The 14,118-nt window shown below is 63.2% G+C and carries 12 protein-coding genes and 1 pseudogene; 4 read left to right on the forward strand and 9 right to left on the reverse strand.

What is annotated here, in order from left to right; all coding sequences use genetic code 11:
• Positions 1-53: 53 nt before the first annotated feature.
• From purB to ACODNH_RS15085, 3 genes are all read left to right on the forward strand, one after another.
• Positions 54-1,436, forward strand: coding sequence for an adenylosuccinate lyase (purB, locus tag ACODNH_RS15075; RefSeq protein WP_306705540.1), 1,383 nt, complete (start codon positions 54-56; stop codon positions 1,434-1,436).
• A gap of 93 nt (positions 1,437-1,529) precedes the next feature.
• Complete coding sequence (locus ACODNH_RS15080) at positions 1,530-2,837, forward strand: MFS transporter (RefSeq protein WP_306705542.1); 1,308 nt, start codon at positions 1,530-1,532, stop codon at positions 2,835-2,837.
• A 79-nt stretch (positions 2,838-2,916) separates the two neighbouring features.
• Complete coding sequence (locus tag ACODNH_RS15085; protein WP_306705544.1) at positions 2,917-3,561, forward strand: phosphoribosyltransferase; 645 nt, start codon at positions 2,917-2,919, stop codon at positions 3,559-3,561.
• A 24-nt stretch (positions 3,562-3,585) separates the two neighbouring features.
• Here the strand turns inward: ACODNH_RS15085 and ACODNH_RS15090 are convergent, their stop codons facing one another.
• The 5 genes and pseudogenes from ACODNH_RS15090 to ACODNH_RS15110 all read right to left on the reverse strand — a co-directional run bounded on the left by ACODNH_RS15090 (position 3,586) and on the right by ACODNH_RS15110 (position 8,658).
• Entirely contained in the window at positions 3,586-4,713 is a 1,128-nt protein-coding gene (locus tag ACODNH_RS15090; protein WP_306705546.1) for a M20 family metallopeptidase, read from the reverse strand.
• Positions 4,713-5,947 (reverse strand): annotated as a pseudogene (gene lysA, locus ACODNH_RS15095) (diaminopimelate decarboxylase). The gene ACODNH_RS15090 and the pseudogene lysA overlap by 1 nt, the downstream one beginning before the upstream one ends.
• 207 nt (positions 5,948-6,154) lie before the next feature.
• A complete protein-coding gene (locus ACODNH_RS15100; protein ID WP_373567947.1) occupies positions 6,155-6,634 on the reverse strand; it encodes a Tfx family DNA-binding protein in 480 nt (159 codons plus the stop codon).
• Positions 6,635-6,758: 124 nt separating this feature from the next.
• Positions 6,759-7,130, reverse strand: coding sequence for a hypothetical protein (locus ACODNH_RS15105; RefSeq protein ID WP_434530508.1), 372 nt, complete (start codon positions 7,128-7,130; stop codon positions 6,759-6,761).
• Position 7,131: 1 nt separating this feature from the next.
• Positions 7,132-8,658: an aldehyde dehydrogenase family protein gene (locus ACODNH_RS15110; RefSeq protein WP_306705554.1), complete on the reverse strand. Its 1,527-nt coding sequence runs from the start codon at positions 8,656-8,658 to the stop codon at positions 7,132-7,134.
• A 369-nt stretch (positions 8,659-9,027) separates the two neighbouring features.
• Between ACODNH_RS15110 and ACODNH_RS15115 the strand changes: the two genes are divergently transcribed.
• Positions 9,028-10,146 (forward strand): bactofilin family protein, encoded by a 1,119-nt coding sequence (locus tag ACODNH_RS15115; protein WP_306705556.1) that lies wholly within the window; start codon positions 9,028-9,030, stop codon positions 10,144-10,146.
• Between the two features lie 28 nt (positions 10,147-10,174).
• On the opposite strand, the gene ACODNH_RS15120 is transcribed toward ACODNH_RS15115, so the two are convergent.
• The 4 genes from ACODNH_RS15120 to dapA all read right to left on the reverse strand — a co-directional run bounded on the left by ACODNH_RS15120 (position 10,175) and on the right by dapA (position 13,983).
• A complete protein-coding gene (locus ACODNH_RS15120; protein ID WP_434530509.1) occupies positions 10,175-10,702 on the reverse strand; it encodes a hypothetical protein in 528 nt (175 codons plus the stop codon).
• A gap of 370 nt (positions 10,703-11,072) precedes the next feature.
• Positions 11,073-11,903 carry a 2,3,4,5-tetrahydropyridine-2,6-dicarboxylate N-succinyltransferase gene (locus ACODNH_RS15125; protein WP_306705559.1) on the reverse strand — a complete coding sequence of 277 codons (831 nt, stop codon included), beginning with the start codon at positions 11,901-11,903 and terminating at the stop codon, positions 11,073-11,075.
• Between the two features lie 413 nt (positions 11,904-12,316).
• A complete protein-coding gene (gene dapB / locus ACODNH_RS15130; RefSeq protein WP_306705561.1) occupies positions 12,317-13,066 on the reverse strand; it encodes a 4-hydroxy-tetrahydrodipicolinate reductase in 750 nt (249 codons plus the stop codon).
• On the reverse strand, positions 13,063-13,983 hold the full coding sequence (gene dapA, locus ACODNH_RS15135; protein WP_306705563.1) for a 4-hydroxy-tetrahydrodipicolinate synthase: 921 nt from the start codon (positions 13,981-13,983) through the stop codon (positions 13,063-13,065). The genes dapB and dapA overlap by 4 nt, the downstream gene beginning before the upstream one ends.
• Positions 13,984-14,118 lie beyond the last annotated feature (135 nt).

Below are 14,118 nucleotides of genomic sequence, written 5' to 3' on the forward strand. Positions count from 1 at the left end.
CGCGGTTGCGGGAGAACGACACGCTTTTTCGCGCCTCCCGCGCACACTCGGGTATGACCGATAGAGGGCCACTGGCTGCTGTTTCGCCGCTCGACGGCCGATACGCCCGCTACACCGAGCCGCTCGTCCCGTACGCCAGCGAGCGGGCGCTGATGCGCGCCCGCGTCGAAGTGGAAGTCGAGTACCTCATCGCGCTTGCCGACCTTGACGCCACGCCGCTGACAATCGATGACGGCCAGCGCGCGACGCTCCGGGCGCTGTACGAGGAGTTCGACGACGAGGACGCGAGCGTCGTCAAGCAACTCGAAACTGAGGGGTACGGGGAGTATTCGGCGACCAATCACGACGTGAAGGCTATCGAGTACTTCATCCGGCTGGGGATGCCTGATGACCTCGACGCCGACAACTGGATTCACTTCGGACTCACCAGCGAGGACGTGAACAACCTCGCCCAGCGGCTGCTGGTCAAGCCCGCTGCCGAGGAGGTGCTGGTACCCGAACTCCGCGAGATTCGGGATACACTGGTCGAGATGGCCCACACCTACGCCGACGTGCCGATGCTGGCCCGCACCCACGGGCAGCCCGCGACGCCGACGACGTTCGGCAAGGAGATGGCCGTCTACGCTTCCCGACTGGGCCAGGCCATCGGTCGCGTGGAACGGGCCGCCGAGAGTCTCTCCGGAAAGCTCGCTGGTGCGTCCGGTACATACGCGGCCCATGTTGCCGCCTACCCCGACGTGGACTGGCCGACGTTCGCTGAGTCCTTCGTCGACGACCTCGGACTGGAACACGAACCGCTCACGACACAAGTCAACCCCTGTGACGACCTCGCGGTCCTGTTCGACGCGCTCCGGGGTGCGAACAATATCTTGCTTGACCTCGACCTCGACGTGTGGCTCTACGTCTCGGATCGCTATCTCGGTCAGGAGGCTGTCGAGGGCGAGACTGGTTCCTCGACAATGCCTCACAAGGTCAACCCCATCGACTTCGAGAACAGCGAAGGGAACCTCTCGAAGGCCAACTCCGATCTGGTCTTCCTCGGCGACTACGTCACGAACTCCCGGCTCCAGCGGGACCTCTCGGACTCGACGGTCAAGCGCAACATCGGGGCCGCATTCGCCCACTGTCTCATCGGCTACAGCAAGTGCCAGAACGGGCTGGCGAAGGTCGTCCCCAACGAGCAGGTAATGGCCGACGATTTGGCTGGGACGCCAGAGATCATCGGCGAGGCCGTCCAGACGATTCTTCGCCGTGAAGGGTACGCCGACGCCTACGAACAGGTGAAGAAAGCTACACGGGGCCGCGAGGTCACCATCGGGGACTTCCACGATATGTTCGCCGATCTCGACGTGAGCGACGAGGTGCGGGCCGAACTGGAAGCGCTGACGCCGACCGGATACACGGGCATCGCGGCGCAGCAGGCCGAGGACAGCTGAGGATCGCTGCCTTGCCGCCGTCGTTTTCAGATCGACACGTACCCCCGCGGCGAACGCAACTATGACGAGTGTGGCCGCCTTCGTTGGCAGTAGATGGTTCTCGGCACTGACACGCGGGTTCTGACGCTGGCGTTCGCCCGGATGGCGGACGCACTGGGCAACTCGTTTCTCATCATCGTCCTTCCTCTGTACATCGCCAGCGGGCAGGTGTCGCTCGCCGGCATCGCCGGCCAACAGGTACTCGGGCTCACGCTCCAGACGGAGACGCTGATCGGGCTGGTGCTGTCCCTGTTCGGTCTGCTGAACAGTTTCGGCCAACCCTTTACCGGGCGCCTCTCGGACCGGACCGGCAAGCGCCGGGTTTTCGTCCTCACCGGCCTGGTACTGTTCGCTATCGGAAGCGCGGCCTACCCGTTCCTTTCCTCGTACTGGACGGTCCTCGCCGCGCGGGCGTTCCAGGGCCTTGGTGCAGCCTTTACCATTCCGGCGACGGTCGCACTGGTCAACGACTACGCCGCGAGTGATGCGGAGCGCGGCGGGAACTTCGGCGTGTTCAACACCTTCCGGCTCATCGGCTTCGGCTTCGGGCCGATAATCGCCGGCGTCGTCATCACTGGCGGACTCGCCGCGAACGACGTGGTGACCTACCGGGTCGCCGGCACCGCTATCTCCGGCTTCACCGCTGCCTTCGCTATCGCCGTTCTGGGCGCTGTTGTGAGCTTTGCCCTCGTATGGGCGCTGATTCAGGACCCGCCGTTCGAGGCAGAGGCCGGAAAAGACCTCTCGATAGCGATTCTGGACCGAAACGGCGAGGGGCTGGATTCGGTATTCGTCCTCGGCGTCGGCACGTTCATGATGGCGTCCACTATTGCGTTGTTTGCCACGCTCGAGGGACCGGTCCGGATGCGGCTGGACGAATCGACCCTGTTTTTCAGCGTTCAGTTCGCCGCCGTCGTCATCGCAAACGTCGTCTTTCAGGTGCCCATCGGCCGGGCGAGTGACCGGTTCGGCCGGCGACCGTTCATCGTCGCCGGGTTCGTCATCCTTGTTCCGTCGGTGTTCGCACAGGGAATCGTGACAGGCCCGTGGCTCATGCTTCTGGCGCGGTTCGTTCAGGGCATCGCCGTCGCGCTCGTGTTCGCCCCGTCGCTTGCTCTTGCTGGTGACTTGGCTGGTGCCCGCGGGTCAGGAACAACGCTATCTGTCCTGACGATGGCGTTCGGCCTCGGCGTCGCTATCGGGCCGCTGGCGTCGGGCCTGCTGTACAACTTCGGTTCGTTCAGCACGCCCTTCACCGCCGGTGCTGCGCTCGCGTTCGTCGGACTCGTCCTGACGTATACACAGGTCGAGGAGACGCTGGACCTCGGGCAGGGGTCGGACCAGCCGGCACCACAAGACTGAGCATGATGAATCCGGCCAGCCGCCAGTCGAAAAACCGCTAACCGGAATGATTAGGATGCACGACTCCATATAGTGTGATATGTTCACAGACCGCTCGGATGCGGCGCAACAGCTCGTAGCCGCGCTGCGCCAGCGGGATGTCGTCGGCGATATCATCGTCACGCTCGCACCGAACGGCGTCCCTGTCGGCAACGTGGTCGCTGACGCGACCGGACTCCCGATGGATGTCATCGTCATACAGCGTATACGCGCGCCAAACCACCCTGAGTTGACCATCGGAGCTGTCGCTCCGGGTGGCTTTTCGTGGATCAACAGCCCGATGATGCGGTTTCTGGACGTGAACTGGGAGTACGTGCAGGAGGCGAAGACGCACGCGAGTGACACCGTCGAGTCGCGAGCGGTCGACTACGGCGAGACGTGGGGGCCGCTTGACGTGGCCGGCAAACGGGTTCTGCTGGTCGATGATGGGATTCCGACGGGTGCGGCGATGCGTGTCGCAATCCAGCGTCTCCGAAAGGCAGGTGCGAACGAGATTATCGCCGCTGCCCCTGTCGCGCCGCCGGACGTGCTTGAGGAGGTACAGCGGTGGGCCGACGACGTCGTCGTCCCGCTAAAACCGGCGGCGTTTCAGGCCACCGCGGACTACTACGAGGAGTTCGACAGCGTGACAGACGAAGACGCGACGACGGCGCTCTCTGACCTCGTCCAGCGGCGGTCGGCGTAGGCCAGTCCATCGGCGAGTCGCGGCTCAGACCAGTCGTTCGACCGTCTCCCGCACGGCTCGCGCGGCGGTTCGAACTTCGGAGAGCCTGACGTACTCGCGTTTCGAGTGAGCGATAGCACCCGTTTCGTCGCTCAGGTCACCGGGGCCGAACACCACCGTCGGCCCGTTGGTTGCGAAATACGAGGCTTCCGTCGCGGCCCCGAACTGCCGGACTGCGCCGCCGCTCGCTTCTTGGAGTGTACGAACCAGTTCCGCGTCGGTGTCGGTCGCAAACGCTTCGGGAAACGGCGTATCCGGGCGGATGAGGTCCACGGTGAGGCCCATTGATTTCGGGAGCCACTGTTCGAGGTGGGCCTGCAGGTCCGCACAGAAGGATTCGCTCGTCTCTGGCGGGACGCTCCGTCGGTCGAACGTAATGGCGCACTCCGCCGGGACCTGATTGGTCGCCTCACCGCCCTCCACCATCGACGGGGTGAGAATGGGGTAGCCAAGCGTTTCGTGTTCGCCCGGCCCTTTCTTCTCGTCGTAGCTTTCCATCGCCTGCAGAATCGGCGTAGCGGCCCGAATCGCGTTGTGGCCGCTGCCGGGGTCGGCGGCGTGGGCGCTCTCGCCGTGGATGGTGACCGTTCCCTCGAACTGGCCGCGGGCGGCCGTACACACGTCGAGGCCAGTCGGCTCGCCGACGATGTAGCCATCGGCGTCGATGGTGTCCGCGAGGTGTGCGCCGCCGGTCTGTGTCGTCTCCTCGTCGGTCGAAATCGCCAGTGTGACGCGGCCGTCGTCAGGCGCAACCGTGAGGAACGCATCGAGGAGCGCCGCGAGCGGCCCTTTCGCGTCGCAGGCCCCGCGGCCACAGACGATGTCGCCGTCCCCATCACCGCCGGTGCCGTCGACAGTCTCGTCCGGCCCCGGTGGCTCTGTCCGCCGTTCGTAGGGCAGGTTCGGTGGGACGGTGTCGATGTGCGTGTTGAGCAGGATATGCGTTCCGTCGTCGTCGCCGCGGGACGCGACGACGTTGCCGAGGTCGTCTATCTCCGGGTATTCGCCGGCGTCTTCCAGCGTGTCGACTAGCAGCGAGCGGATGTCGTCGACGTGCTCGTCTGACCGTGTTTCGACCGCCCGCCGGTGGAACGAAGGAATGTCGAAGGCCATTACTGTTCCATGCGGGTCACGTCCGCCAGCGTTTCGCGCTCCCGCACGACTCGCGTTTCGCCGCCCTCGAAGGCAACCTCTGCCGGCCGTGGCTGGGAGTGGAACTGGTTCGCCAGTTCGTAACCGTACGCGCCGGCGTTGCCGATAGCGAGCAGGTCAGTTTGCTCGGGTCGAGCGAGCGGTCGGTCAGTGCAGAACACGTCGGCGCTCGTACAGCAGGGGCCGCCGACCGACACCGGTTCGGCCTCCCGTCTCGGCGCGGTGACGTTCCGAATCGGGTGGTATGAGCCGAACATCGCCGGTCGGATAAGCGTCGCCAGCGAGGCGTCGACGCCGACAACAGTCGCTGCCGGCGTCTCTTTGACTGTGTTGACCTCCGTGAGGATGCACTCGGCGTCGGCGACGACGTACCGGCCGGGTTCGAGTTTGACCTGTGCGTCGAGATCCCCGACCGCCTCGCGAACCTTCTCGCCCACGACCTCCATGTTCAGTGGCTCGACATCTTCCCGGTAGGGGACGCCGAAGCCACCGCCGAAATCGACAAAGTCTAGGTCCGCGCCGTCAGCGATGACTTCTCGGCCCATGTCAGCGACCTTCCCAATGGCACGACAGTGGTCGTCTAAGTCGTCGTGGAGGACGCCGCTGCCGGCGTGGGCATGCAGGCCGACGAGGTCGAACCGCTCGCGCACGTCGGCCGCGACCTCGGGCACCTCGTCGTAGGGAATTCCGAACTTGGCGTCCTTGCCGGTGGCGACCTTCTCGTGGTGGCCCGTTCCGATACCGGGATTGATGCGGATGGCGACCCGGCCGTCGTAGCCGCGCTCTTCGAGGCGGTCGAAGGTGTCCCGCGCGCCCCCCGTAATCGTCAGCCCAGGGTGCTCTGCCGCCAGTTCGACGGCACGGTCGAGGTCGCGGTCTGGCGGATTGACGGCGGTGTACTGGAGCGTGTTCGGGTCCGCGCCGGCGTCGATAGCTCGCTGGAGTTCCCCCAGGCCGCACACTCGATGTCAGCGCCCGTCTCAAGCAGTTTCGACAGAACGGCCTGACCGGTGTGGGCCTTCGCAGCGTACATGACGTGGGCGTCGGGAAACGCCGCGGCGAACCGCTCGTAATTCTCGGCGACGCGGTCGAGGTCAACGACGTACAGCGGCGTGCCGTGCTCGGCAGCTACCGCCTCCAGACGCTCGTGGTCCCAGTCCGCGAGGCGGCGGACCGGCGGCGAGTCGTGGCTCATTGGGGAAACCACGGTGTCGGCGGCTAACAAGGGTTCCGTTTCGATACACACAGCGCCCCAACTGCTTACCATCTCCGCTATCGGGCGACGGTCGACTCCGGACGGCACTGTATCAATAACTCGTCTGTTGGGACGCAACGATGCATCGGTTGTGAGCCGTGCCTACCGATTCAAGACTACAGTACTGCCGTCGGACGCTGTCCCCGCTCATTCTGTGCGCTCTGCCGACCGTTCTCGAACGTGTACGACACCGTCGTTTGTCACATCAATGCGAAGTGGCACCTGCACCGTGTCCTGCTGAATCGCACCATCGACGGCGTCATCGATGAGTTGCAACAGATTCGAGGAGCCGTAATTGACCTCGACTCCGGCTTCATCGCAGGCGGCATACACCGTCTGGGGAATATCGTAGATGTCGGTCCCGACCGCAATGTCGACACGAACGGGTGCAGTCAGGGTGTTCGCGAAGGCGACTGTCTGGCGTGCCTTCTCGACGTTTTCTCTTGCATTGCGCTCTATACTTGAAATATTCGCGCGTGACGTGCCGAGCAATTCCCCGATATCACTCTGACGGACATCCTTTTCGCGTAGCGCAAGCACCTCCGCTTGCCGGCGCGTTAGCACGCTTTCATCTGCATCAAAGCCGACAGCGGCAAGTAGTTCGTCGGGATCGATTTGCTCATCCATAGCCACAGGTCGGCAGCCGAAGTGAAAATAACGTTGTTGCCAGCCGCGAGCTATCATCCCTGAATGTATTTAGGAGGCTGGAGTGCTGACCCTGAGTGACAGCACAGACTGCTGACTACCGAGTTCACTGTTCGGTAACGGACACAGTGCCTGGCGACTCCCAGCGGGTCACCTCGCCGCTTGGATGGCGTGCCATGACAATCGATTCGGCGTCGTGTGACCGGGCGAACCGCTTTACGATGGCAGTTTCGGTGAAGTCATCCGGGGCATCGATGTACACGCGTCTGGTCAGCCCATCCGTGTGCAGTGAAACCCACCCGGCCAGCGCCAGTTCGGTCTTAGGGTCAAATGTGCCCTCAGCAGCGTCGGGCACCACCGCCCGGCACAGCCGCTCGTGCATCCCTGACGGGACGACGTATTTCGTCCCGTCGGGGGCGATGGACACGTTCGCGGCTTCAATCTGTCCGGGCTGGACTTGCGGGAACGGAATGTTCACATCAATCGAGTGAGATGTTCACCGTCTTCGTCTGCGTGTAATGGTCGATCGTTTCCTCACCGATCTCTCGACCGATTCCCGACTGTTTGTAGCCGCCAAACGGCTGTCCCGCCGGGAAGTCGTTGTAGGTGTTGACCCAGATATTCCCGGCTTCGATGTCTTTTGCACACTGGTGCGCCTTTGAGAGGTCTTCTGTGAGGACCCCTGCTGCGAGACCGTAGTCGACATCGTTCGCCAGGTGCATCATCTCATCGTACTCGCTCCAGCTGAACACTTCTTGGACCGGGCCGAAGATCTCCTCCTGGACCGGCTTGCTGTCGTGGTCAATCTCGTCAATGAGTGTCGGCGCGACGAAGCAGCCATCCGAAAGGGCTTCGTCGTCCGGCTGACTTCCCCCGGTGACGAAGGCTGCCCCTTCCTGTTCTGCCTCCTCAATGTAGCCCAGCGTCCGCTCGACCTGCTCCGCGGTCACTTTCGGGCCGAGGTCTGTCGACTCCAGCAGTGGGTCGTCAACAGTCAGGTCCTCAGCCGCAGCCGCAAGCTCATCCAGGAACTCGTCTTTGATATCTTCGTGCACGAACAACCGTGACCCGGCACAGCAGCACTCACCGGTATTAAAGAATATCGCCGTAATCGTTGTCTGGACGGCCTGTTCCAGGTCTGCATCGGGGAATACAATGAGCGGACTCTTTCCGCCCAGCTCCAGCGTCACGTCGGTGATACTTTCGGCGGCACTTTGCATCACCTTACTCCCGATTTCTGTCGAGCCAGTGAACGCTAGTTTCCGGATATCAGGGTGCTTTGAGAGAGGTTCACCCGCATCGGGGCCGAATCCAGTGACGACGTTAACGACCCCGTCAGGAATCACGTCTTCTGTGATTTCCATCAGCTTGAGAATACTCAGCGGCGTCTCCTCGGCAGGCTTCAGTACGACGGTGTTTCCAGCCGACAGCGCCGGAGCGAGCTTCCAGGCTGCCATCAGGAGCGGGAAGTTCCACGGGATTATCTGTCCAACAACCCCGTACGGCTCCCGAAGTGTCTGGACGTGCCGGCTGTCGTCAGTTTCGATGGTCCGTCCCTCGCCCGACCGAGCGAGACCTGCGAAATACCGGAAGTGGTCGATAACAAGGTCAATATCGATCCGAGCTTCGGTAATCGGCTTCCCGTTATCTAAACTCTCGAGCTTTGCGAACTCCTCGCTTCGCTCTGCAATGGCATCTGCGATACCGTCCAGCATCGCCTGCCGTTCGCCTGTAGACATCTCGCTATACGTCTCGTCGTAGGCCTCCCACGCGGCCGCAACCGCGCTGTCGATGTCCTCGGCGGTGCCGGCCTGCACTTCCGCAAGTGTTTCACCGGTTGTCGGATCTACTGTTTCGAATGTTTCCCCGCCGCTACTCCGGACCCATTCCCCACCGATGTACAGTTCACGCCGATCCGGCAGCACCTCGTTTGCCGCCTGTTCGTGACGCTTCTTTATCGCTGACTTCCGCTCCGTGGCGCTTTGCTGCTTGCTGTCACTAGACATATCTACGGCCAACATTTCATGCCATTAATACTTAAAGTTGTATGGTGGTGTGGCCAGTAGCAATTACAAAAAAGAGAATTTAGAAGAAAAAGAAACGAGTATTGGTTTCTCCTTGTCCGACACACTTCTAAAGTACAATCGACATCTCGGCTGTGCTATCGGACAAGAGGTCACCGGGAATCGCTGTCGACCTATCTCCAAAATATCGGATAGTCGACACAGACCCCTCGCTCGGTCCAATCCCCGCGGTTGATGCCCGCGTTCCGAGTGCCGATGCTCCGTGCACTCCCGCTACTCTCTTCGGGTGGTATTCTCGCTACCTGATAGTGTCAGTGTATATTTATCATCTTGCCAATAAAATCAGATTGTATGTGTTCTAGACTCTCAAGCGGTGGCCGGCAAGTCGTGACGCTCGCAATCGTATCGCTCGTTTTGCTATCAACTGTGACCGGTACCGTCGCCGCGCAGTCATATCAGGGAGCAAGCGGAACGATAATCGTCGGACCCGGCGAGACGGTCGATAGCATCGCGGGGGTCGCCGGAACGATCATCGTCCGTGGGACGGTGACCGGAGACGTCGAAACAGCGGCAGGTGCCGTCCACGTCACCGAGACCGGCAGGGTTGGTGGGGACCTCGAAGCCGCAGCAGGGACTGTCCGTATCGATGGCACTGTCGGTGGCAACGTGAGTGTCGCCGGCGGCACAGTCGAGATCGGCGAGACAGCACAGATTGGGGGGAACCTCGAAGCAGGTGCGGGTTTCCTCGCGATTCAGGGGACAATCGACGGGACCGTCCGCGCTGGCGCAGAGGAGTTCGCCCTCGGGCCAACGGCGTCGGTCGGTGGCGATGTCCGCTACGACGCCGCGACGTTCACCCGCGATTCCGGGGCCACCGTCGGCGGAAGCGTCATTCAGGACGAGAGCATCGGCGACAGCGCCGGGCCGGATTCCGGCGGGTTCACGCTGCCGTCGTGGCTCGGTGTCGTCTACAGCCTGCTCGTGAACTTCCTGCTGGGTGCGATCCTACTGGCCGCCTTCCCATCGTTTTCGACGCGCGTCGCCGGACACGTCACGGAGCACTCGGTGAAGTCCGGGGGCGTCGGCCTGTTGACACTTGTCGTCGTGCCCATCGTCCTCGTCGTCCTCCTGTTCACCATCATTGGCATCCCGCTCTCGCTGGTCGGTGCCGTCGTTTTCGGCGTCGCGGCGTGGGTCGCCGTCGTCTACGGCCAGTTCGCCGTCGGGTCGTGGGCACTCTCGCTCACTGATCGGGAGAACCGCTGGCTCGCGCTCGTCGTCGGCCTCGTCGGCTTCGCTCTCCTCGGCGTGATTCCAGTCCTTGGCGGCCTGCTCGAACTGGTTGCGTTCCTGCTCGGCCTCGGCGCGCTGGCGCTCACGCTCAGAGAGTCATACCGGAACCGCGGCACGAAGCCGTCGGGCGGCCGGCAGACGACGCTCGACGAGAGTAGCGACACTCCCGCGGCGTGAACGCCGACTGACGCAACTGCGACGCCCTTCAGGCCTCGCTCGCCACGCTGTCAGGAGCCCTGCGACCCCTGGCCGCGGCGTAGGTCCAGCCGAGGAGCAGGCCGTACACAAGGTGGGCGACGCCCACCGACGCTACGACGAGGAAGCTCCCGAGCATGCCCGGCAGCGGGACCAGCGGTTCTGGGAACGACTGGACTCCCAGTGCGCTCATCGAGACCGGGAGCAAGAACCCTGTCGAGAGCAGGCCGATCGCGGCCGCGAAGACCACGCCGGCCGCGACGCTCTCCCCGACAGACTCGATCTGGCTGTGGAACACCGGCCGGGAGACGACGAATGCGAACAGCAGGCCGGCGAGGATGCTGTTCAGCAAGTGGACGATCCACCCGCCGAAGACGGTCGGCCAGCCGTACAGTGCCCCGATGAACGGCATGAGGTTTGCTCCGGCGTGGAACACGACGCCCATGCCGACGCCGGCGACCAGCCCACTCGCACCGCCAGCGACCCATCTGTACCTCGTCACCGCCGAGACGCGAGAGACGGTGTGTCCCTGGCTCATGCGATAGTGTTTGTGATATGGTAACAAATATGTGGGCGATTGTTCACTCCGTGGTAACGGGTGCTTGTTCGCATGGCCACAGCAGCACACCCTGCGACGGTGCCCACCGTCACTCGGATACAGCACTTCACGGCTCACGGCGCTCGCCGTGTCGAGGGTCGCGCGAAGCCCGGCCCTCGCTACTCCCCGGCTCTCGCCAGTCGCCGTTCCGCCGAGGTTCTCCGCTTCGCTCAGAACCTCGCTACTCACTGATCGCTTCGCTCACCGTCCGTCTAACGAGAACCGCACCCTACGTCGCGCCTCTCGCTACTCCACGGCTCACGAGGTTCGCCGTTCCGCCGAGGCCCGCTCACTGCGTTCGCGCGCCTCGCTACTCCCGAAGCGCGTCTTCTCGCTCCGTCGCTTCCAGCGTCTCCTCCTCCACATCAGTCGCCACGACGGCTGGCTTGTACGCCCCGCCGGGGATCAAATCGTTCTCGCCGACCGAGGAGTCGACAAAGCGCTGGAACGCACGCCGCTCTGGCGGCAGTTCGCCGTACAGCACTTCATCTTCAACGAGGTCGTACACCGGAATCCGCGGTGTCAGGAGCGTGTTCTCGCCGACGATGGAACCCTCACCGACGACGAAGCCGCTGGTGACACGGCAGCCAGCGCCCAGCGACACCTCGTCCTCGACAATGACCGGTGCGTTCTCGACCGGTTCGAGTACGCCGCCGATAAGCGTGTTCGCGCCGAGTTTGACGTCCTGGCCGATCTGGGCGCAGGAACCGACGGTATCACAGGAGTCGACGAGCGTGCCGTCGCCGACGTACGCCCCGATGTTGACGAAGGAGGGCGACATCATGATACAGTCCTCGCCAAGGTACGCACCCCGGCGGATCGTCGTGCCATCCGGCGTGTTGCGGGTTCCGCGCTCGCCGAGGTCCGCGGTCTCTCGCAGCGGGAGTACGTCGTGGTAGTCAACGCCGCCGTACTCGCGAGCGACGGTCTCACGCAGGCCGAAGTTCAGCAAAATCCCCTGTTTGACCCAGGCGTTCGCCTCCCACTCACCGCCGGACTTCTCCGCGGCGCGGACCTCGCCGGCCTCCAGCGCCGCGAGGAACTCTGCAAGTACGTCGAGGTGGTCGTCTGTTGCGTCGGTCGCTGAGAGGCCGTCCTGTTTCCGCTGCCAAAGGTCGTCGATGTCGGCTTTGAGACTCATACCACTCGGTTGCGACGCCGGGGGCTTACCTATCGGGGTTTCGAGATGGGTGTGCTACCACGCAACACTTTTTCGGTGTTGTTCTTTTAGTCGGATCCGCGCCCGGAAATGTACCCACAGTCCCGGCACATGCTGATGCGTGGCGCCGTCACTTCGAATTCACTGGAACATCGTGGGCAATCGGCCGCTGGGAGTTGTACGCGCTGGTTCGTAGCCATACACGAAACTCAGCAATTCCGGCATATAAGGCTGACCGTGGTATTGAGAGAGGTCTTCGAGTGTGTATTATCACATATTCATACTTCTCGGACAGCACGTCTCAGTATGTGTCGCCGTTTTCTGCGTCGTCTAAAACAGCAATCAATTGCCAAGTACACCGCGAAAAACCGTCTCTGTTGTCTTCCTGCTTCCGTTCAGGCGTCTACAACATCGCCAAACTCGTACCAGCCAGCGTCGCGGCCGACGAGCCACGCTGCTGCATCGAGTGCGCCGGCGGCAAACACGCCGCGGTCCTCGGCGCGATGGGTGAGTGAGAGGACTTCGTCGTTGCCGGCCAGCACGAGTTCGTGCTCCCCGCGAACGTCGCCAGCCCGGCGAGCGAACACGCCGATCTCGTCGGCCTCGCGTGGGGCGTGCCCCTCTCGGCCGTACACTGGCTCCACGTCGCGCTCTTCCTGAATCACGTCGAGGATACTGCTGGCAGTTCCTGACGGCGCGTCGACTTTGCGGTTGTGGTGGGTCTCCATGAGTTCGAGGTCGTAGTCTTCGAGCGTCCCGACGGCCTCGCTGACGAGACGCTGGAGGACCTGAATCCCCTGCGAGAAATTCGTGGCCTTTAGCAGCGGAATCGCCTCGGTGGCGTCTTTCAGGCGAGCCAGCCCGTCCTCGTCGAAGCCGGTGGTTCCGACGACCATCGGGACACCAGCTTCGACGCAGGCTTCGGCGACGGTCAGCGCGCCCTCGGGGACGGCGAAGTCGACCACGACGTCCACGTCGTACTCTTGTAGCGCCTCAGCAGCCTCAGCCGGGTGGACGACAGGGACGCCGTCCACCGCGTCCGTCTCGCTGGTCGCGAAGCCGACCACGACCTCGCTGTCGGTGGCGGCCTCGATGACGGCCCCGCCCATCTGACCGGTGACACCGTTGACCGCCACTCGCATCATCGTTCGGCCTCCGCGTACTCGTCTTCGAGGTCCTCGGTTTCAAGCGTGGCAAGCACGTCACGCAGGTGATCGAGGTGTTCGTCGGACAGGCGAGTCAGCGGCGAACGGAGGTGTGCCGGGCCATAGCCCCGGATTTGCATGGCCTCCTTGACAGGGATGGGGTTGGTCTCGACGAACATCGCGCGGAACAGCGGCCCGAGTTCGTGATGAATCGCCCGCGCTCGCTCGAAGTCGCCGGATAGCGCCGCACCGACCATGGCGCAGGTACGCTCCGGTTCGATGTTGGCCGAGACGGAGATACAGCCGGTCCCGCCAACTGACAGCATCGGTAGCGTCATCCCGTCGTCGCCGGACAGCACCGCGAAGTCCTCGTCCCGCGTGCGTTCGATAATCTCGGATATCTGGTTCATGTCGCCGCTTGCGGCCTTGTATGCGCGGATGTTCGGGTGCGATGCAAGTTCGGCCGCCGTGTCTGGTTCGATGTTCTGGCCCGTCCGCGAGGGGACGTTGTAGACGATCTGTGGCAAGTCGACGGCGTCGGCCAGCGTCGTGTAGTGGTCGATAAACCCCTGCTGTTCGGGCTTGTTGTAGTACGGCGAGATGAGCAACAGGGCATCAGCGCCGGCCTCGGCGGAGCGCCGCGATAGCTCCAGCGCTTCCTTGGTGTTGTTCGACCCTGAGCCGGCGATGACCGGCACGGCGTCGACGGCGTCGATGACCGCCTCGACGACCTCGATGTGTTCGTCGTGGGAGAGCGTCGCCGATTCGCCAGTCGAACCGACGGGCACGAGTCCGTCCACGCCGGCGGATTCGAGCCGCTTGGCGTCTTCTCTGAGTGTTTCGAAGTCAATACTGCCGTCCTGATGGAACGGCGTGCACATCGCCGGGAACACGCCGTGGAAGTCAATCGCTGTCATTGCTGAGTGTGTGGTGTCGCTGTGGGTTCGGTTGTTCGATCGGAAACGGTGCGGAAGCCGGCCGATACCGCCGGCTGTTGTGTGTCAAACGACCTGACCCGAGACGGAGTCGCCACGTCCGCCACGAGTCGCTAA

It is taken from the genome of Haloarcula sp. NS06, assembly GCF_051122755.1.
Classification (GTDB): Archaea; Halobacteriota; Halobacteria; order Halobacteriales; family Haloarculaceae; genus Haloarcula.